Raw genomic sequence first — 18,466 nt, 5'->3', positions numbered from 1 at the left:
ATGGGCCAGACTCTGCAGACCACTTACGGTGCCGCCAGCGCCGGCGACCCCTATATTCCCACCTCCGGCAACGGCGGCTACAGCGCCGAGCACTATGAGCTCTCGCTCGACTACCGAGTGGCCACCAACCGGCTGAACGCCACCGCGATCATCACCGCGCGGGCGCTGATGCGGCTGGACCGATTCAGTCTCGATTTCGCCGGCCTCAGCATGGAAAAAGTCACCGTGAACCGCGCGCGGCCGGCGAAGGTGACGCACACTGCCCGCAAACTCGTGATCACGCTCGCCACACCGGTGGAAGCCGGGGCCCTGTTCGAGGTCGTGGTGCGTTATCGCGGGGCGCCGCATCCGGTGCGCAGCAATTGGGGTGATGTCGGCTGGGAAGAACTCGACGACGGCGTACTCGTCTCCGGGCAGCCCTGCGGGGCCCCCTCCTGGTTTCCGTGCAACGACCATCCGAGCAACAAGGCCACCTTTCGCATCACCGTCGGCTGTGAATCCGGGTACACCGTGGTGTCCAACGGGGCGCTGTCGGCACAGTTGAGCCGCTCCGGGCGCACCAGCTGGACCTTCGACGTGCGGGAGCCAATGGCCACCTACCTCGCGACCGTGCTGATCGGTCGGTACCGCCGCCGCGACCTCGCCGCCCGGCCGGTCGCGCACAGCCTATACTTCCCGGCTGAACTGGCCACCCGGGTCGGCACCGACTTCGCCCGCCTCACCGAGATGATCGCGTTCTTCGCCGACCGATTTGGGCCGTATCCGTTCGCGTCATACTCCGTCGTCGTCACCGAGGACGAGCTGGAGATTCCGCTCGAGGCGCACGGCCTGGCCGTGTTCGGCAGCAACCACGTCGACGGCAACCACGGCGAAGACCGGCTGATCGCCCACGAACTGGCGCACCAGTGGTACGGCAACAGCCTCACAGTGGCCCGCTGGCAGGACATCTGGCTGCAGGAGGGTTTCGCCTGCTACGCCGAATGGCTCTGGGAGGAGGAACGCGGCGGTCGCACCGCCGACGTTCTGGCCGCCCTGCACCGCGGCAAGGTCGCTGCGCTGCCCCACGACATCGTCGTCGGAGACCCGGGCCCGCACGCCATGTTCGACGACCGCGTTTACAAACGGGGAGCGCTCGCCCTGCACGCCATTCGAAAGTCGCTCGGCGACGAGGCCTTCTTTTCAGCCCTGCGCGCCTACACGTCGGCCCGGCGGCACGGGTATGTCTCCACCGATGACTTCATCGAGTTCTTCGCCGAGCACACCGGCAGTCGGGCGATCGGCGGGTTCGTGGCTCGCTGGGTGCAGGAGCGGCCCCTGCCGAGCCTCTAGCTGCGCTGGGTGCGGTAGCGGGCTCTGCCGCGCCGATAGCCGCGCTGGGCGGGTGGCCCGGCTCGTGCGCTCCGCTGGAGTCGTGCCAGTGCGCGGGACTTGCGCTGGTGCGCGGGGTGGTGAGTGGCCTCGCGGTCGCGCGTATCGCGGGTGTTGCGCCGCTGCGCGGGAGTTGGGCCTCCCGCGCAGCGGCGTATCTCCCGCGCGCAGTGAAGCGGATGCCGCTGGTATCCGTCGCGAGTTGGCCCGGAACGCTGCGCTGCCCAGGTGCGCTGCTCTGGGGTTGGGCCAGTACGTGGGAGATCCGGCCTGGCCAGTACTTCCGCGCGCAGTGAAGCGGATGCCGCGGGAAGCTCGCAAAGGGGCATCTGTCGCAAAAGTGTCGCATGCCGAGGAGCATGGCCGCCGTGCGGTTCTCCTCCACAGACGGGAGCGGGGGCCGATTGTGCGCCAGTGGGGACGCCCTCTCCCCGCAGCGCGCGACTTTGGGCATTCTGGCTGTATGTCACAGCCCAGCCTCGACCCCATCGCCAGCCTCAGACTGACCTCCCGAACGAGCACGAGGCCCGACGATAGCCTCATCCTCGCGTCTGACCTCGCCAGCGCTTTCGGGGCCGATTTTCGCCTCCGACGGGAAGAAACTCGAGGCCGACTTCAGCGGGTGAGCCGCGGCCTGTACTACCCCAGTGCGCGTTGGAAGCAGTTGCGCGAGGATGAGCGCTACCTCATCCGGGTACGTGGGGCCGCCCTCAGTCGCCGCGGTCAGGCGGTGCTATCCCATCACTCGGCCGCCGTGCTCTGGGACCTGCCTATGCTCATCGGCTGGCCCAGCGACGTGCACCTGCTCACCGAACGAGCCACGGGCGGCCGCTCGGATCCGGGTATCCGGCGCCATGCCCTCGGAATAGATGCCCGCGATGTCACGACCGTCGAAGGACTCCTCGTGACGACGATCGAGCGCACGGTCGTCGATCTCGCCGCGACCCTCGATCTCAAATCCGCCGTAGCGTTGGTGGACCGTGCACTCTATCAGGACCGGTTTGGGCGCACGCCCACTCTGACCACCAAGGATGCACTGCTGGCGACACTTGAGCGGATGCTGCCGTTCCGCGGTTCGCGCCGCGCCCGCGCGATCATCCAGTTCGGGACGGACCTCTCTGGGTCACCGGCGGAATCGGCCAGCCGGGTGAACATCGCCCTGAGTGGATTTCCCGAGCCGGAGTTGCAGCATCCGTTCATGGTCGATGGAAAGGAATGCGAGACCGACTTCTATTGGCTCGAGATAGACGGCGTGGGGGAGTGTGACGGGCGAGATAAATACTTCAATCCGGAATTTCTGGCGGGGCGCACTCCCGAGCAGGTCCAGTATGACGAGAAGCTGCGCGAGGACGGTATTCGGCGTCAGGTGCACGGATTTGCCCGTTGGCCGGCCTCGGTCGGGATGAGCCAGTATCCGCTGCGCCGGAGGTTGCTTGAGCTCGGATTACAACCGGGCCCGCAGCGCGTCTTGCGCGGCCTCGAACGCTCGATGCCATAGCCATTTGCCCGTCTGGACTTGAACTCGCGAAATTGTAGTCGTCTGCCTGCTCACCCGGCGAAGCTCGCCTTCTCGCACGACGAACCAATCCTGGTGCGGCGAAAGCCTCGCTGCGCCGAGTCCCACCGCCCGAGTGGCTGGGGGAGCGGCTTACGAGGGACTTGCGCCAGTGTGCGGGTGTTCGCCCGACCCTCTCCGGGCGGCTGTGGCGGGCTGCGCGGGAGTTGCGCCGCGGCGGGGGACCCCCGACAGCGATGTGACCTCCGACGGTGACGTGGCCCAGGAGTGATGAGCTGCGCTGGAGTTGCGCCAGTGCGCGGGAGTTCGGGCCTGGCCAGAACTCCCGCGCTTCGCGCTGCGCGGGACCTGCGCCAGTGCGCGGGAGTTGGGCCTCCCGCGCAGCGGCGCAAGTCCCGCGCAGCATGAAATGGATGCCGGCGGCGGCGCCTGTGGGCACCAGCAACAGGCATCCGTTACGCTGCGCCTCACGTTTGGGGGAGCAGCACGATCCGGGGCACTTCCGGGCCGAGGGTGGCCACCGTGCCGACCAGGCCTGGGCCGGCATCGAAGCCCGCCAGGTGCAGGTCGGCCAGATCGAGGGAAGCGCCCGGCCAACTCAGCAGCTGCCACCGCGGCTCCATCACGAGAACGGATGCCGCCGCTTTCGGGTATACAACGGTCAGCTCCCGCGGGTCCACCGTCAGCCCCGCACCGGACAGCTTGAGCACCGATTCCTTCGCCGTCCAGAGCGTCGCGCGCACCCGGTCGCGTGCCGCCATCGGCACCGCCCGCAGGGCTTCCCGCTCGGGCCCGTTGAACGCGACGTCGTCGAACCCGGCCCGGCCGACCGCCCTGACGCTCTCGATATCGACACCGATCGGCCCGGCCAGCGACACGGCGACGGCGACGGTCGAGGCGGCGCGGCTCAGGCTCACGAAGGTGCGCGGCGGCCGCAGCACGCGGGGTTTCCCGTGTGCGCCGCCGCAGAGCTCGCAACGCTGCGCGATGGTGACCTCGGTGAGCTCAACCCGGCAGACCCGGGCGACGGCCTCGGCCAGGTGCAGACGGTCGGTCTCGGCGAGCGGCGCCCGCCGAGCCAGGAAGAGGGAGACATCCGTTTGCGTCACTCTGCAACCGTACGCGGTGGCAAACTAGGAGCGAACAAGGAGAGCCCATGGCCCTGGTGGACAACGCGGTTTACGTGGACGGGCATCGGGTTTCGACACCGCCCAGCCTCGACGAGACCTTCGAGGTCATGAAGGAGCATAAGGGCTTCGCCTGGATCGGACTGTACCGGCCGAGCGAGGAGGAAGTGCGGGCCGTCGCCACCGAGTTCAGCCTGCACCACCTGGCCATTGAGGATGCTTTCAAGGGCCATCAGCGGTCGAAGATCGAGCGGTTCGGCGATATTTTGTTCGTGGTGCTGCGCCCCGCTCGCTATATGGACGACGAGGAACGCGTTGAATTCGGTGAGCTGCACGTCTTCGTCGGCCCGGACTTCGTCGTCACCATCCGTCACGCGGAATCGCCCGACCTCGCCCAGGTGCGCCAGCGGATGGAGCAGGCACCACACCTGCTCGCCCTCGGCCCGGAAGCCGTGCTGTATGCGATTCTCGACCAGGTCGTCGACGAGTACGGGCCGGTCGTGGCCGGCCTCGAAAATGATATCGATGAGATCGAAGACCAACTTTTCGACGGTGACCCCGAGGTTAGCCGACGCATCTACGCCCTGTCACGCGAAGTGATCGAGTTTCAACGAGCCACCCAACCGCTCGTGGGTATGTTTGAGGCCATGCAGCGTGGCTTCGACAAATACAACGTCGACCTGGAACTGCACCGGCACCTGCGCGATGTGCTCGACCATACCCTGCGCATCGTTGAACGCGGCGACGCCTTTCGGCAGCTGCTGCAAAACGCGCTGACCGTGCACAGCACCCTCGTGGGACAGGCCCAGAACGACGAAATGCGGCACCTGTCGGAGACCAGCCTGGCGCAGAGCGAAGAGGTCAAGAAAATTTCCAGCTGGGCGGCGATCCTGTTCGCGCCGACCCTGGTCGGAACCATCTACGGCATGAACTTCGACCACATGCCCGAACTGCATTGGACCCTGGGCTACCCGTTCGCGCTCGCCCTGATGCTCGCGATGGGATGCGCCCTGTACATCGTCTTCAAGCGTCGGGACTGGCTGTAAGGGCCAAATCACGCGAAACCCCGGCCACCTCAGGCAAAAACAGTGGTTTCGCAATTAGGGTATCCCTGTGTGGCACCTCGATAGAAAACAAGACGACGACGACGTGCTTTCCAAGTACCTGGACGTCGTCCCCATCGACCCGCAAAACGTGACCAGTCCCCACAACCTCAGTCTGGGCGATCCGGCGTTCACCGCCGGTAACATCGCCGAGCCGGTCTGGCAGCGCTGGCGCGATGAACTCGCCGCGCTCGGCGGGCGCTCCCCGCTGCTGCACTTCACCGACGAAGCCCGCACCCGCATCGAGCTCAGCGCCACCCATCCCGGGGGCCTGCCGCAGTTCATCATCGGCAAGACCACCCTGCTGTCCAACCTCATTCGCGATGAACTCGCGCTCCGCAACGCTCGGCTGGCCGCGAACGAGATCACCCAGAAGGGCATCGAACTGCGCTCGATGCGCGGCATCGAGTCGGTCAACCTCGCCATCGGCCTCGCCGAGTGGCGTTACCAGGACGTCGAGTACAGTGCCCCGGTGCTGCTGCGCCCGCTTGCGATCCGCCGCTACGGCCGTGACTACGAGCTCAAGCTCAAGGGCCAGCCCTTTCTCAACCCCGAACTGGCCCGCGCGCTGAAGGACCAGTTTCAGATCGTGCTCGACGCCGACGCTTTTGTGGCGCTCGCCGTCACGAACGGTGCATTCAAACCGCAGCCGGTCATCGACCGCCTGCGCGGCTTGACCTCCCACCTGCCCTGGTTCAACGTCGTGCCCCGGCTCGTCGTCTCGAGTTTCGCCTCCTGCGGCCAAGCACTCGCCGCCGACGCCTCGAACCTCGACCACCCGCTGCTCGACGCCGTCGCCGGCAACATGACCGCCAAGCGCAATATCGGGTCCGCCTACAACCCGGTGGTGCCGATCGGCCAGGATGCCCGTCCGCCCGCCACCGACACGCTGCTCGGCGACGCAGACCCCGAGCAGGAAAATGTCGTCGCGCAGATCGCGGCGGGAAACTCCCTGGTCGTGAAGACCCTGCCCGGAACCGGCGGCACCCAGACCATCGTCAACGCGATCGGCTCGCTCGTCGCCCAGCATAAGCGCGTGCTCGTGGTCAGCGCCCGCCGCTCCAGCCTCGACGGAATCGCCGGTCGCCTGGTGCAGGTGGGCCTGCCCGGCATCGCCGTGACTCCGCGCACGCTGCGCCGCGACCTGATCCAGTCGATCACACGCAACGAGAAGGCCACCCAGCCGCGGGTCGGCGACGTGGACGATGCCCTGGTGCGCTTGCGCAAGGTGCTGCTCGACTATCGCTCGGCGCTCACTCGCCGCGATTCGGCGCTCGGCGTCTCTGTCCTCGACGCCCTCGGTGAGCTCGCGCGCCTCGCGCAGCTGCCGCAGCCGCCGTCGACGACGGCCCGGCTCGACCGGCACGCTCTCGAACTGCTCGCTCACTCCCGATCCGCCGCCGCCAATACCCTGATCAAAGCCGCTATCCTCGGCGAGTTTCGGTACGGCCCCGGCGACTCACCCTGGTACGGCGCCTCCTTCACCTCCTCAGCGGATGCCGCCAACTCGCATCAACTCGCCAAGCGCATCAACCAGGTTGAACTGCCGCGGTTGCTTGAACGCGCCAACGGCCTGATCGGCCAGACCCGGCTGCGCCCGTTCGAGACGATCAACGAACTCGGCATCTACCTGCGCCTGCTGCTCGATATTAGGGAAACCCTCGACAAATTCCAGCCGGGCGTCTACGACCGCTCGCTGACCGAACTGATCGCCGCCACGTCGTCGCGGCGTGAATCCTCCGAGATGAGCTCGGCCAGCCGGCGCCGCTTGCGCAAGCTCGCCGAGGAGTACCAGCGCCCCGGCGTGCGGGTCAGCGATATGAACGAGAGCCTGCGCCGCATCCAGGACCAGCGCACCCTCTGGCAGCGCTACGCCGCCGCCGGAGTGACGCCCGAGGTACCGGTCGGCATCAACGACGTGCACGTCGCTTTTCAGCGCGTCTCCGAAGACCTCGGTCTGCTCGACGTTCCGCTGGGCACCACTGGCACACCGCGCATCCTCGCCGGGCGTCAGATCGGTGAGCTGACCGCGATGATCTCGGGCCTCGCCGCCGAGAGTGAGGTGCTCGCCAACCTGCACGAGCGCACCGCGCTGCTCGCAACGCTGCGCGAGCACAACCTCGACCCGCTGATGACCGACCTGTCCCAGCGGCACGTGTCGGAGGAGAACGTCGCTGCCGAGCTCGAGCTGGCCTGGTGGCAGTCCGTGCTCGAGATCATGCTCGCGAGCGACCGGGCACTGCTGAACGCGAACACGGCGGTACTGGACCGCCTCGAAGCCGATTTCAAACTCGTCGACGAGGCGCACGCATCCGCTTCGGGCAAGCTGCTGGCCTGGCTGCTGGCCGAAACCTGGAAGATCGGTGTCGTCGACTTTCCCGAGGAGGCCGACCAGCTGCGCCGCCTGCTGCGCGCCGACCGGGCCACGCCAGCCCGGCTCAACGAGGTCGCCCCGCACCTCGGCCGCGTGCTCGCGCCGGTCTGGCTCGCCTCGCCCTACGAGATTGCCGGCATCAGCGACCAGATCACCTTCGACACGGTGCTGCTCGTCGATGCCGGAGCGACGACCCTCGCCGAAAACGTCGGCGCGATTCGCCGCGGACGTCAGATCGTGGCGTTCGGTGACCCGGTCACCCAGACGCCGTCAGCGTTCGAGACCGGAATTTCGGCCTCGGGTGAGGCCGTGCCGACGCCCGACGTGTCGGTCGACGCCCTGCACGCCGACTCCGCCCTGGCCCGGCTCGGCGAACTGCTGCCGACGCTGACGCTCACCCGCAGCTACCGGGCCGGCGGCGAAGACCTCGCCGAACTGGTCAACCACCGCTTCTACGGTGGCCGCATCGATTCGCTGCCCTGGGCCGGAAGTTTTCTCGGTCACGGCAGCCTCACCATTAACTATGTGGCCGGCGGCCGCGGCATGCCCGACGCCGACAGCGGCGCGATTGAGAGCGTGGATGCGGAGGTCGTGAAGGTCGTCGACCTCGTACTCGAACACGCCTCGAAGCGCGCGCGCGAATCGCTCATGGTGATCACCGCGAGCACCCGTCACGCCGTGCGCGTGCAGCAGGCGGTGCTGGCCGCGTTCGCCAAGCGCACCGACCTGTCCGACTTCATTCTGAAGGACCGCAGCGAACCCTTCACCGTGCTCACCCTCGAGCAGGCCGTCGCGCAAAGCCGCGACCGGGTCATCTTCTCGATCGGCTACGGCCGCACCCCGCACGGACGCCTGCTGTCCAACTTCGGTTCGCTCGGCGAACCCGGCGGCGAACGCCTGCTCGCGATCGGCATGACCCGGGCGCGCCGCGCGCTCGACATCGTCTCCTGCTTCCGTCCAGCTGACATCGACGAGGATCGCCAGCGCCACGGCATCCTGGCGCTCTCGCAGGTGCTCAGCGAGACCGAAGCCCGCCGCGACGAGGTGCAGGTGCCCGACGCGAGCGAGGCCATGCTCGTCGACCTCGGCGGCCGCCTCGAAAAGCTCGGCCTCAGCGTGCGTCTCGGGCACCGCGGCAAGCTCGCCCTGGCCGCCTCCTACGGCACCCGTGCGATCGTGGTTGAAACGGATGCCGTGGTCGGCCGCGCGAGCCTGCGCGAGTCCCTGCGGCTGCGCCCCGAAGTGCTGCGCCGCCTCGGCTGGCACTACCTGCGCGTGCACAGCTTCGAACTGTTTAGCAATCCAGACGCCGTCGCCGCACGCGTCGCCGCGATCGCCGGCGTTCCTCAAGCGGATGCTCGTCCCTTTGCGACCGGTGACGCGCCCACCATCGACCCGAGACGGCCCAGCGCGTGAGCGCTTCAGAAGGTGCACAGCGCCTGGGTACCGAGCGTCAGCCGATCGTGAAGGCGGCCGGCAATGCTCGCCGCGCCAAGCTGCTGCCGGCACCGGACACCGACCCGAACCCGCACCCGCCGGTGCTGCGCGAAGAGGGTGGCGTTGCGCACACGGGAAGTGGGCCCAGCGCGAATGAGGCACAGTTGCGGCAGGATCGCCCGCCGCACTGGTAGTTAGTGCTTGGGCCCCCGGTCCGGAGCGGCGGCTGCGGCGTTTCTGGCGAGCAGGTCGCGGATCTCGGTGAGCAGGTCGAGCTCGGTTGTGGGGTCGGCGACGACCTCGGAGGGAACCCCGGCGGCGCGGCGCCGGTCCTGGGCTTCCTTGAGCTTGTTCAAGGGCAGCACGATCAGAAAATAGACGACCGCGGCGATCAGTAAAAAGTTGATCAGGGCACCGATGACGGCGCCGAACAGAATTTTGTCGCCACCGGGAAGAGTCAATGGGAGCGCTTTAGCGAGCGAGTCGGCCTTGAAGATCGACGCGATGAGCGGGTTGAAAATGCTCGTAACGATCGACGTGACGAGGGCGGTGAACGCCGTGCCGATGACGACGGCGACGGCGAGGTCGATTACGTTGCCGCGCATGATGAATTCTTTGAAACCGTTGATCACGGGGTGCTCCAAACGAATGACTTGGGCGACCGTCTTGGTCAGCGCCATGCTCTAGGACGCCTTGGCGGCCGGAACGGAGGGGGCCGCAGACTTGGCGGGTGTGCTGTCCGCCTTCTTCTCGGTCTTGGTTTCGGCCGGTTTACTCGCCGAGGAGTCGGACTTGTCGCTCGAGCTTTCGCTCGGCTTGCGGTCGAGATTCGGGTTGGACCGCTTCGCATCCGATTTGGAGTCGTTGCTGTAGAAACCGGATCCGCTGAAGGTCACGCCGATCGAGGAGAAGACCTTGCGCAGTTTGCCCTGGCAGGTCGGGCACACCGTGAGCGAGTGGTCGGTGAAGGCCTGCTGGATGTCGAAAGCGGTGTCGCACTCGGTGCAACGGTAAGAGTAGGTAGGCACTGCATCTCCAGCTGGTTGAGCCGACAGGCAAAATGCCCGCCAGAACTAAGGTTAGGCGCGCTGGCGCCCCGCCACATGCAGAACGGGGTTCATGAGCGGTATTAAATGGTCAGAACGCGATGATTCTGGTCGGGGTGACGAGCCCGTTGACCGGTTGGTCGTGCACTTCGCGGGGGACCTCGTCGAGGTATTCGCTGTCGAAGACGACGGCGTAGACCGGCGGGCACTTTTCCATCGAACCGAGGGTCTTGTCGAAGTAGCCGCGGCCCCAGCCCATGCGCAGACCGGACTCGTCGATGGCCGCTGCCGGCACGATGATGAGGTCGACATCGTTGATGGCGATCGGGCCGAGCAGGGTTCCGACCGCTTCGGGAACCCCGGAAATGCCGGTGAATTCTTCTTCGCCGTCGCCGACGGTCCAGTCCAGCAGACCGTCTTCGCGAGAAATGGGAAACAGAATACGGATGCCCGCTGTCGTTGCCCAGTTGAGAAAGGGCCGGGTATCGGGTTCATTGCGCGCCGACAGATAGCAGGAAATCGATCGGGCGGAGAGGTCCAGGACGAGGCTCTGCAGGTTTTCGGTGAAGCCGGCCGTGGCCGATTCACGCTCCGAGGAGGTCATATTCTGGCGACGCTCGCGCAGTTCCGCTCTTAGCGCACGCTTTCGATGACCAATGTCGGAGTCCATATAAGGCATCCTACTTGCCAGTAACCTAGTGCCCATGGGTACCCCGATAACTAAAGCCGTCATTCCCGCAGCTGGGCTGGGAACACGATTCCTGCCAGCGACCAAGGCCATGCCGAAGGAGATGCTGCCCGTCGTCGACAAACCGGCCATCCAGTATGTCGTTGAGGAAGCCGTTGCGGCCGGGCTCAGCGACGTGCTGATGGTCACCGGGCGCAACAAGAACGCCCTGGAGAACCACTTCGACCGCATGACCGAGCTGGAGGCCATGCTCGAACGCAAAGGCGACCAGACCCGGCTCGCCAAGGTGCGCGAATCCAACGAGCTTGCCGATATCCACTACGTGCGTCAGGGTGACCCGCGCGGCCTCGGCCACGCCGTTCTGCGCGCCCGCATGCACGTCGGCCACGAACCCTTCGCCGTGCTGCTCGGTGACGACATCATCGATGCCCGCGACCCCCTGCTCACCCGCATGCTCGAGGAGCAGGGCAAGCGCAACACCAGCATCGTGGCGCTGCTCGAGGTCGACCCGTCGCAGATTCACCTGTACGGCGCGGCCGCGGTCGAAACGACCGACGACCCTGACGTCGTGCGCATCACCGGACTGGTAGAAAAGCCCAGCCAAGAGGATGCTCCCTCAAACCTCGCCATTATCGGCCGCTATGTGTTGCGTCCGGAGGTGTTCGACATTCTCGAGCACACCGCGCCGGGCAAGGGCAACGAAATTCAGTTGACCGATGCCCTGCAGGAAATGGCCGTCAACCCCGAAACCACCGGCGGCGTCTATGGTCTCATCTTTCGTGGGCGTCGTTATGACACCGGCGACAGGCTCGACTACATCAAGGCCATCGTGCAACTCGCCGTCGATCGCGAAGACCTCGGGCGCGACCTCAAGCCCTGGTTGCACGAATTCGTCGCCACGCTCGACTAACGTTTTACAGAGCCCCACCGGGGTTTTCAGCTCACGACAGACAGGCGAACCGTGCCGATCGCTATTCCCACCCTTCGCGAGGGGGCCGTCACCCTGCGCCCGATCCGATTGCGCGACGCCCGCACCCTCGAGGGCGAGCTTCTGGCCAACCGTTCCTGGCTGCGCAAGTGGGAGGCGACGAACCCGTACGCGCCGATGTCTTTCGACACGCGCGCGAGCATCCGCAGTCTGTTGACGCATTCGCGGTCGGGCAACGGTCTGCCATTCATCATCGAAAGCAACGGCGAACTGGCGGGCCAGCTGAACGTGTCGTCGGTCACCTGGGGATCACTGTCATCGGCGACCATCGGCTACTGGGTGAGTGAGAAGTTCGCCGGCCAGTCGATCACGCCGATGGCCGTGGCGCTCGCGACCGACTACTGCTTCTATCAGCTCGGCCTGCACCGCATGGAGATCTGCATCCGCCCGGAGAACAAGGCGAGCCTGCGGGTCGTGGAGAAACTCGGCTTTCGCTATGAGGGATTGCGTCGCCGCTACATTCACATCAACGGTGACTGGCGCGACCATTTCTGCTTCGGTTTGGTCGCCGAGGAACTCACCCAGGGCGTGCTGCGCCGCTGGCACGATGGTCTGGTCCCAGCGGATGCCGCCACGGTCACCGCGGCCGATCTCGAGTCGGCCGCGCATCCGGTGCGGGTCATCGTTCGATGATCGCCCCGATTTGCCCCGTTCGGGGGCGGAATCAGCGTATTAACTTCGGTGACACGCCACCGGTAATCATCGGCTCTGGCCGCTGCGCCTCTTACCGTTGTCAACATGAGTAATGAGGCATTGGGTGGCGGGGTCATGGTGGCGGTGGCCGCCGTGCTCTGGGTTGCCTACCTGATGCCCACCTGGTCGCGCCGCAAGCAGTACCAGGCGACCGAAAAAAACGCCGTGCGGCTGCAGCAAACGCTGCGCATCCTGGCCGAAACCGCCGAGGTGCCGCACCAGGTGCGACTCGAAGCGACCGCCCGCACCGTGGCTGAGCAGCAACGCGTTCTGGCGCGGGCTGAGCAGACCGAACGGGCCGAAGCGCAAGCGGTGGCGGATGCTGCCCGCGATGTTCGCCGCGCCGCTGCGGCCGTCGCTGCTGCCGCAGCGCCGCGCGTGCCGGAGTCGCCCGTTTCGAAGCTTCGGCGGTTGCGCCGTTTCCGCGGCCTGGTGTCGCTGATTCTGCTGGCCGGATTCGTGCTGGCCGTGACTGGGATCGCTCCCGCCCTGGCTGGCTCGTTCACCGCCTTGGCCGGTGGCGGGGTTGTCATGGTGGCCGCGTTCGGCATTCTCGGCCGGCTGGCCACGGTCGCCCGTTCGGCGCGTGTGGTGCGCGTGGACGCCCCGGTGGTGTTGCCCGTTCTGGTCGGCCAGGCCTTTGAGCCCGTGCAGCTTGAGGAGACCCCGGTTGCCGCGGCGACCTGGACGCCGCAGCCGGTGCCGCGAGCGATGCATCTCTCGCGCGGATCCATTGCGCAGACGGCGATGGCATCCGTTGAAGCGGCTAATCAGTTGCGCAAGGCCGCCGCCGAGGCGGAGGTCGCGCGCCGCGCCGCAGCGCTCGCCGAGGAAGCAATCCGGGCCGCCACGCCGATTGCCAGGCCCGTCGCGGCTGCGGTGCCGAGCCGATTCGCGTCGATGGGAATCGTCGGCGAAACCAGCCCCGGCATGACCGACCTCGACGCCGTGCTGCGTCGTCGCCGCGCCGTCTAGTTGGCGGCTCGGGCGGGAAGCGGCGAAACTGTTGGTCAGCCCGTGATATTCTTCAAAGGCAGTTTGGGGCTATGGCGCAGTTGGTAGCGCGTCTCGTTCGCAATGAGAAGGTCAGGAGTTCGAATCTCCTTAGCTCCACTCAGACTGTAAGAACAGCCCCGGCCTCGGTCGGGGCTGTTTTCATGCCCGGTCCGGGATGGCACCTCGCGTGGCCAGGCCGAGGTCATGGGGTTGAAGATGGCACCTCATGCAGGGCGGCACGGGTACTGGGGCCGACGGTGTCAAGTCGCGCGCGGCAACGGGGGACGCAGGGCCGACACTGGTGTTGCGCGGGCGGTCAGGCTATCGGGGGGCGCTGCAGGGTCTGGGTGATGCGGCTGGCCTCGTCGAGCAGAAGCTGACCCAGAATCTTCTGCCGCTCGGGCTTGAATCGTGGCTCGATGCCGGTGAGGGAGAGCGCCCAGCCCGGGCGACCGCTGCGATCGAAGATCGCGGCGCCCATGCCCCAGCTGCCCTCCAGGATGAGTCCCGGGTTGACCGCATAGCCCGTTACTCGGGTGCGTTCGAGATTGGCGCGGATGCTCGCGGGGGAGTGCTGGGCGCCCCAGCGAGCCGCGAAGGTCTCGGTGTCGACGGATCCTGTGTCGGCCAGGAGGGCATCCACTTCGGGCTCGGGCAGGTAGGCCAGAATGGCCATTCCAGCGGATGCCACCCCCAACGGAAAGCGCACCCCCTCGTGCAGCACGAAGGAGCGGATGGGAAAGCTGCCCTCTTCGCGGAGCAGACACACGGTTTCGGCGCCGCGTCGAATGGACAGGAAGGCGCTCTCCCCGGTCGCTTCGGCCAGGCGCACAAGGCTCGGCCGGGCCAGCTCCTCGATCGGATAGCGCGCCGCGGCGACGGTGCCCATGACGAACACCTCGGGGCCGTAGTGCCACGTGCGGCGCACGGCATCATGGTCGAGCAGGCCCTCGGCGGCGAGCGAGGTGAGCAGCCGGTGCACGGTGGGCCGGGTCAGGCCCGAGTCCCGCACGATCTCGGCCAGGGGCGTGCCGGCCGGGTTGCGCCCGACCAGGCGCAGCAGCAGGGCGATCCGGCCGACGACCTGTGCGCCCGGCACCGACTGTGCGGGTTGTGCGCCACGGTCGGGGTGTGCGCTCTGAGCTGGCTGGCCGCCGTGTTCTGGGCGGGCGGAGCGAACCGAGGCGTCGCGAACCGAGGCATCGCGACCTGATTGCCCGGCCGGTGCTGGCGACGCGCCGGGTGGCGTCGGCACGTGCGATGCGGATGGCTGAGAGATTATTTCGCCTCCTTTGTCCATATTGTGGATAATTAATATCCTACTGTTCACGAGGTGGAAACGAGAGAATCTAGGGTTTGACAGGGCTTATCGGGCCTGAATAGCATGACGATATCGGCCGATGTCCACAAGGTGGACACTACGGCAGGCGCGACACCAACTCGATGAGGAGACCGTATGTCCAAGGTTCAGGCCAGCGCCAGCGAGGCGCTGCACGACGTCCTGCGCGACGGGATGGTGCTTGCGGTCGGCGGTTTCGGGCTCAGCGGCATTCCGGCGGATCTCATCGACGCGGTGCGGGCATCCGCTGTGAAAGATCTCACCGTCGTCTCGAACAATATGGGCGTCGACGGCAAAGGCCTGGGCGTGTTACTCGAGGCCGGGCAGGTGCGCAAGGTCATCGCGTCCTATGTCGGCGAGAACAAACTGTTCGCCGAGCAGTTTCTGGCCGGCGTGCTCGAGGTGGAGTTCAGCCCCCAGGGCACCCTGGCCGAGCGGTTGCGGGCCGGCGGCGCGGGAATTCCCGCCTTCTATACCAAGACCGGAGTCGGCACGCTCATCGCCGAGGGCAAGCCGCTCGCGGACTTCGACGGCGAAACGTATCTTCAGGAGCGCGGCATCGTCGCCGACGTCGCGCTGGTCAAGGCCTGGCGCGCCGACACCCTGGGCAACCTCGAGTACCGCTTTACCGCGCGCAACTTCAACCCGGTGGTCGCGACCGCTGGCATTATGACGATCGCGGAGGCCGAGATTATTGTGCAGCCCGGCAAGATTGATCCGAATCACGTGATTACTCCGGGCGTCTACGTGCAGCGCCTGGTTCAGGCCTCGGCCCGGGTCAAAGACATCGAACAGCGCACCGTGCGCAGTCGGCCCGTGCTGGCCGGTGTACAGGCAGGGGAGTAGATCATGGTGTGGACCAGAGATGAAATGGCCGCGATCGCGGCGCAGGAACTGAGCGACGGCGACTACGTGAACCTCGGTATCGGCATTCCAACGCTCGTGGCCAACAACCTGCCCGAGGGAATTCAGGTGACGCTGCAGAGCGAGAACGGGCTGCTCGGCATGGGGCCGTTCCCGTGGGAGGGCGAGGAAGACGCCGACCTCATCAACGCCGGCAAGCAGACCGTTACGGTGCTGCCGGGGGCGTCGATTTTCGATTCGGCGACCTCGTTCGGCATGATCCGCGGCGGGCACGTGAAGGTCGCCATCCTCGGTGCCATGCAGGTCTCCGGCCAGGGTGACCTCGCCAACTGGACCATCCCCGGCAAGATGGTCAAGGGCATGGGCGGCGCGATGGATCTCGTGGCCGGCACCCCGCGCGTGGTCGTGCTGACCGAACACGTCGCCAAAGACGGCACCCCGAAGATCGTCACCGAGTGCACCCTGCCGCTGACCGGCGTACGCGTCGTGGATCGCATCATCAGCGACACGGCCGTCTTCGATGTGACGCCGACCGGCCTCGTTCTGCGGCAGCGCGCCCCCGGCGTGAGCCTGCAGGACATCGAGGACACCACCGAGGCCGCCTTCACGGTCGAGGAGCTGGCTCCGGGCAGCTAGCAGGGGGAGCTTGCTCCGAGCTATGAGCAGGAGGAGCGTGCTGCCGCCTGCCGCCTGCCGCCTGCCGCCTGCCGGCAAGGGGAAGGCCCCGTCCGAGTTTCGGACGGGGCCTTCCCTGTTTCAGGATGCCGGCGGCGGGGTCTCCGTGTCGGCTTCCGATTGCTCGGTTGTCGCGTCGTGCACGCGCGACCCGTCGGGGTTCAGGCGGATGACGCGCGGCCGGGCCGCGCGCATCCGTTCGTCGTCCCAGTCGGTTACGTCGGGCCAGTCGGTTGCGTCGGGATTGAGGCGCTGCCGGGCAACCGGGTCTGCGCCGCTCGGGTCAGGCTGACGCGGCGACATAGGCGTTCTGGATGACCGAGCCCCAGTAGGGCCCGAACATGGTGTTCGCGATGTTGTTGTAGCCGAAGCTGTTGACCGAGTTCTGCAGGCCGGTGGAGCCGCTGCCGATCATCCACGGGCCGCCCGAGGAGCCGCCGGTCATGTCGCACGGGATTCCCTGGGACTGGGTCTGGCCGTAGGGGTCGGCGCTGGCCGTGCCGTAGCAGGACTGCAGGGTCTCGCCGGTGAAGGGCGCAGCTGCCGGGTAACCGTAGGCCGTGTAGGTGAGGCCACGGCTCTGGTTGAACGTGACTCCGGACGCGCCGACGCTGTCGCTCAGCGACGTGCCGGTGGGTGAGGAGACGATGGCGAAGCCGGTGTCGTAGCTGATATCACCGCTGTTGCTCCACTGGGTGGGAGCGTAGAGCTCGGTGGCATTCCACTGGCCGAACGGGGCGGAGCCGTTCTCGTAGGCCGGCACGAAGATGAGGCGTGAAGCGAAATTGCCGGGGCCTTCGTTGACGCAGTGCCCGGCGGTGACGACAGTGTTCTCGTTGGCCGCGGAGATGGCATTGCCGGAACAGACGTAGTCGGTGCCGCCGAGGGTGAAGAAGATTTTGCCGATGTGGGAAATCGGGGAGACCTGGGTGGCTGCGGGCGACGGGCTCGAGTCCGCTGCCTGCGGGGACACCAGGGAGGTGGCTCCGGCTGTGACAGCACCGATCGCTCCGGCTGCCACGTTGTCCTGTACCAGGACCTCGCCGGGTATGGCGGACTGCATACGCTCCGGGGTCCAGTAGTCACCGCCCTGTTGGGTCTGCGGAACGACCCAGCGGTCGACATCCGCTGACGAGGTGGTGCCTGTCAACTCGGGCGCGATTGCGGCCGAGGCTGCGCCGGCCGACAGGAAACCGCCGGCACCGACCAACGTGCCGATCAGAAGCGCCGAAAGGGCGCCGGTTCTAACTTTGCTTCGCATCATGTGCTTCACTCCAGTTATCGATCGAATCCGAGCGGACTGTATTGCCGCTGGTATTAACACAATATTGAGGAGTGCACTCGCTGTCTACCCCTTATGGGGGACGCCCATTAGGGGTGTAAAACGTTCAGGCTAGGTCGCACTCCTCTGGATTCAGGGCTGATTTTACAGAGATTGTTGAACAATACACAGAAATACGGCAGTCTAGGGTGAACGAAAGACGGGGACCATGCCAACCATCGACCTGAACAGCGACGTCGGAGAGTCCTTCGGCAACTGGACCTTTGGCGACGACGCCGCCATTATCGCCTCGGTCACGAGCGTCAATGTCGCCGGCGGGTTCCACGCCGGCGACCCCACGACCATTCGCGCCACTTGCGCTGCTGCGGCTGCCGCCGGTGTCATGGTGGGCGCACACCCGGGCTACCGCGACCTGGCCGGATTCGGCCGCCGCTTCATCGAGATGGATGCGGCCGAACTTAGTAACGACGTGATTTACCAGATCGGCGCCGTGCAGGCCCTCGCCCGCGCTGCCGGCACCGCGGTGCGTTACGTGAAACCGCACGGCGCCCTCTACAACACGATCGCCCGTCACCCGGTGCAGGCGCAGGCCGTGGTCGATGCCGTGCTCGCCGTCGACCCGTGCCTGCCGCTCATGGTGTTGCCGAACAGCGAGATCGAACGGGCCGCCCAGGCCGCGGGCCTCCGCACCGTGGCCGAAGCCTTCGCGGACCGTGCCTACAACCCCGATGGCAGCCTGGTGTCACGCACGCTGCCCGGCGCGGTGCTGCACTCGGTCGAGGCGGTCACGGCACAGGTCGTACGCCTCGCCCTCGAGGGAACCGTCGTCGCCGTCGACGGTTCGGTCATCGCGGTGCCGGCAGAGAGCATCTGCCTGCACGGCGACACCCCCGACGCCGTGCGGCTGGCCGCCGCGGTGCGCTCCGCGCTGCTGGCCGCCGGCGTTTCCGTGGCGAGTTTCGTCTAGCGG

18 protein-coding genes and 1 tRNA gene are annotated in these 18,466 nt (G+C 66.6%); 12 read left to right on the top strand and 7 right to left on the bottom strand.

All coding sequences use genetic code 11. The annotated features are described in order from the left end of the window. A complete protein-coding gene (locus E3T31_RS15775; RefSeq protein ID WP_134470115.1) occupies nucleotides 1–1,329 on the top strand; it encodes a M1 family metallopeptidase in 1,329 nt (442 codons plus the stop codon). A 661-nt stretch (nucleotides 1,330–1,990) separates the two neighbouring features. Further along, nucleotides 1,991–2,866: a hypothetical protein gene (locus tag E3T31_RS15770; RefSeq protein ID WP_134470113.1), complete on the top strand. Its 876-nt coding sequence runs from the start codon at nucleotides 1,991–1,993 to the stop codon at nucleotides 2,864–2,866. Between the two features lie 485 nt (nucleotides 2,867–3,351). Here the strand turns inward: E3T31_RS15770 and E3T31_RS15765 are convergent, their stop codons facing one another. After that, nucleotides 3,352–3,993 (bottom strand): 4'-phosphopantetheinyl transferase superfamily protein, encoded by a 642-nt coding sequence (locus E3T31_RS15765; RefSeq protein WP_134470111.1) that lies wholly within the window; start codon nucleotides 3,991–3,993, stop codon nucleotides 3,352–3,354. A gap of 47 nt (nucleotides 3,994–4,040) precedes the next feature. Here E3T31_RS15765 and E3T31_RS15760 point away from each other — a divergent pair, with 47 nt between their 5' ends. The 3 genes from E3T31_RS15760 to E3T31_RS15750 all read left to right on the top strand — a co-directional run bounded on the left by E3T31_RS15760 (nucleotide 4,041) and on the right by E3T31_RS15750 (nucleotide 9,119). Further along, a complete protein-coding gene (locus tag E3T31_RS15760) occupies nucleotides 4,041–5,057 on the top strand; it encodes a magnesium and cobalt transport protein CorA (protein ID WP_134443793.1) in 1,017 nt (338 codons plus the stop codon). A 67-nt stretch (nucleotides 5,058–5,124) separates the two neighbouring features. Further along, nucleotides 5,125–8,904, top strand: coding sequence for an ATP-binding protein (locus E3T31_RS15755; RefSeq protein ID WP_134470109.1), 3,780 nt, complete (start codon nucleotides 5,125–5,127; stop codon nucleotides 8,902–8,904). Continuing rightward, entirely contained in the window at nucleotides 8,901–9,119 is a 219-nt protein-coding gene (locus E3T31_RS15750; protein WP_241978043.1) for a hypothetical protein, read from the top strand. Before E3T31_RS15755 ends, E3T31_RS15750 begins: the two co-directional genes overlap by 4 nt. Here E3T31_RS15750 and mscL read toward each other — a convergent pair whose 3' ends face one another. The 3 genes from mscL to E3T31_RS15735 form a co-directional block, all read right to left on the bottom strand. Next, nucleotides 9,120–9,605: a large conductance mechanosensitive channel protein MscL gene (gene mscL, locus E3T31_RS15745; RefSeq protein ID WP_241978042.1), complete on the bottom strand. Its 486-nt coding sequence runs from the start codon at nucleotides 9,603–9,605 to the stop codon at nucleotides 9,120–9,122. It lies immediately after the preceding gene. Between the two features lie 3 nt (nucleotides 9,606–9,608). After that, nucleotides 9,609–9,953, bottom strand: coding sequence for an FmdB family zinc ribbon protein (locus E3T31_RS15740; protein ID WP_134470107.1), 345 nt, complete (start codon nucleotides 9,951–9,953; stop codon nucleotides 9,609–9,611). Nucleotides 9,954–10,062: 109 nt separating this feature from the next. After that, nucleotides 10,063–10,641: a 5-formyltetrahydrofolate cyclo-ligase gene (locus tag E3T31_RS15735; protein WP_134470105.1), complete on the bottom strand. Its 579-nt coding sequence runs from the start codon at nucleotides 10,639–10,641 to the stop codon at nucleotides 10,063–10,065. 34 nt (nucleotides 10,642–10,675) lie between these two features. On the opposite strand from E3T31_RS15735, the gene galU reads away from it, so the two are divergent. The 4 genes from galU (at nucleotide 10,676) to E3T31_RS15710 (ending at nucleotide 13,453) form a co-directional block, all read left to right on the top strand. Next, nucleotides 10,676–11,569 (top strand): UTP--glucose-1-phosphate uridylyltransferase GalU, encoded by an 894-nt coding sequence (gene galU / locus E3T31_RS15730; RefSeq protein ID WP_134443789.1) that lies wholly within the window; start codon nucleotides 10,676–10,678, stop codon nucleotides 11,567–11,569. A 51-nt stretch (nucleotides 11,570–11,620) separates the two neighbouring features. Beyond that, nucleotides 11,621–12,280 carry a GNAT family N-acetyltransferase gene (locus E3T31_RS15725; protein ID WP_134470103.1) on the top strand — a complete coding sequence of 220 codons (660 nt, stop codon included), beginning with the start codon at nucleotides 11,621–11,623 and terminating at the stop codon, nucleotides 12,278–12,280. 105 nt (nucleotides 12,281–12,385) lie between these two features. Continuing rightward, on the top strand, nucleotides 12,386–13,315 hold the full coding sequence (locus E3T31_RS17925; protein ID WP_166788533.1) for a hypothetical protein: 930 nt from the start codon (nucleotides 12,386–12,388) through the stop codon (nucleotides 13,313–13,315). A 65-nt stretch (nucleotides 13,316–13,380) separates the two neighbouring features. After that, nucleotides 13,381–13,453 (top strand) — tRNA-Ala (locus tag E3T31_RS15710). Between the two features lie 199 nt (nucleotides 13,454–13,652). On the opposite strand, the gene E3T31_RS15705 is transcribed toward E3T31_RS15710, so the two are convergent. Further along, nucleotides 13,653–14,435 (bottom strand): IclR family transcriptional regulator, encoded by a 783-nt coding sequence (locus E3T31_RS15705; protein WP_241978046.1) that lies wholly within the window; start codon nucleotides 14,433–14,435, stop codon nucleotides 13,653–13,655. Between the two features lie 357 nt (nucleotides 14,436–14,792). Here E3T31_RS15705 and E3T31_RS15700 point away from each other — a divergent pair, with 357 nt between their 5' ends. Together E3T31_RS15700 and E3T31_RS15695 are read left to right on the top strand one after the other, a co-directional pair. After that, nucleotides 14,793–15,521 carry a CoA transferase subunit A gene (locus E3T31_RS15700; protein ID WP_134470096.1) on the top strand — a complete coding sequence of 243 codons (729 nt, stop codon included), beginning with the start codon at nucleotides 14,793–14,795 and terminating at the stop codon, nucleotides 15,519–15,521. A gap of 3 nt (nucleotides 15,522–15,524) precedes the next feature. Then, a complete protein-coding gene (locus tag E3T31_RS15695) occupies nucleotides 15,525–16,175 on the top strand; it encodes a CoA transferase subunit B (protein WP_134470094.1) in 651 nt (216 codons plus the stop codon). A gap of 120 nt (nucleotides 16,176–16,295) precedes the next feature. On the opposite strand, the gene E3T31_RS15690 is transcribed toward E3T31_RS15695, so the two are convergent. Then, nucleotides 16,296–16,517 carry a hypothetical protein gene (locus E3T31_RS15690; protein WP_134470092.1) on the bottom strand — a complete coding sequence of 74 codons (222 nt, stop codon included), beginning with the start codon at nucleotides 16,515–16,517 and terminating at the stop codon, nucleotides 16,296–16,298. After that, nucleotides 16,498–17,478 (bottom strand): serine protease, encoded by a 981-nt coding sequence (locus tag E3T31_RS15685; protein WP_174844895.1) that lies wholly within the window; start codon nucleotides 17,476–17,478, stop codon nucleotides 16,498–16,500. Before E3T31_RS15685 ends, E3T31_RS15690 begins: the two co-directional genes overlap by 20 nt. A gap of 226 nt (nucleotides 17,479–17,704) precedes the next feature. Here E3T31_RS15685 and E3T31_RS15680 point away from each other — a divergent pair, with 226 nt between their 5' ends. Further along, the gene (locus tag E3T31_RS15680) at nucleotides 17,705–18,463 is read left to right on the top strand and encodes a LamB/YcsF family protein (protein WP_134470090.1); all 759 of its coding nucleotides are present in this window, start codon (nucleotides 17,705–17,707) and stop codon (nucleotides 18,461–18,463) included. Nucleotides 18,464–18,466: the final 3 nt, after the last annotated feature.

It is taken from the genome of Cryobacterium sp. TMS1-13-1, assembly GCF_004403125.1.
GTDB classification, from domain to species: domain Bacteria; phylum Actinomycetota; class Actinomycetes; order Actinomycetales; family Microbacteriaceae; genus Cryobacterium; species Cryobacterium levicorallinum.
Note: the sequence above shows the minus strand (reverse complement) of the source record. Positions and strands in the feature narration are given on the sequence as shown.

Excerpts from the sequence above, each read along its gene's own strand:
- E3T31_RS15680 (WP_134470090.1), top strand. The coding sequence starts at position 17,705 with ATGCCAACCATCGACCTGAACAGCGACGTCGGAGAGTCCTTCGGCAAC.
- mscL (WP_241978042.1), bottom strand. The coding sequence starts at position 9,605 with ATGGCGCTGACCAAGACGGTCGCCCAAGTCATTCGTTTGGAGCACCCC.
- E3T31_RS17925 (WP_166788533.1), top strand. The coding sequence starts at position 12,386 with ATGAGTAATGAGGCATTGGGTGGCGGGGTCATGGTGGCGGTGGCCGCC.
- E3T31_RS15690 (WP_134470092.1), bottom strand. The coding sequence starts at position 16,517 with ATGTCGCCGCGTCAGCCTGACCCGAGCGGCGCAGACCCGGTTGCCCGG.
- E3T31_RS15775 (WP_134470115.1), top strand. The coding sequence starts at position 1 with ATGGGCCAGACTCTGCAGACCACTTACGGTGCCGCCAGCGCCGGCGAC.
- galU (WP_134443789.1), top strand. The coding sequence starts at position 10,676 with ATGGGTACCCCGATAACTAAAGCCGTCATTCCCGCAGCTGGGCTGGGA.
- E3T31_RS15735 (WP_134470105.1), bottom strand. The coding sequence starts at position 10,641 with ATGGACTCCGACATTGGTCATCGAAAGCGTGCGCTAAGAGCGGAACTG.
- E3T31_RS15695 (WP_134470094.1), top strand. The coding sequence starts at position 15,525 with ATGGTGTGGACCAGAGATGAAATGGCCGCGATCGCGGCGCAGGAACTG.
- E3T31_RS15685 (WP_174844895.1), bottom strand. The coding sequence starts at position 17,478 with ATGATGCGAAGCAAAGTTAGAACCGGCGCCCTTTCGGCGCTTCTGATC.
- E3T31_RS15700 (WP_134470096.1), top strand. The coding sequence starts at position 14,793 with ATGTCCAAGGTTCAGGCCAGCGCCAGCGAGGCGCTGCACGACGTCCTG.
- E3T31_RS15760 (WP_134443793.1), top strand. The coding sequence starts at position 4,041 with ATGGCCCTGGTGGACAACGCGGTTTACGTGGACGGGCATCGGGTTTCG.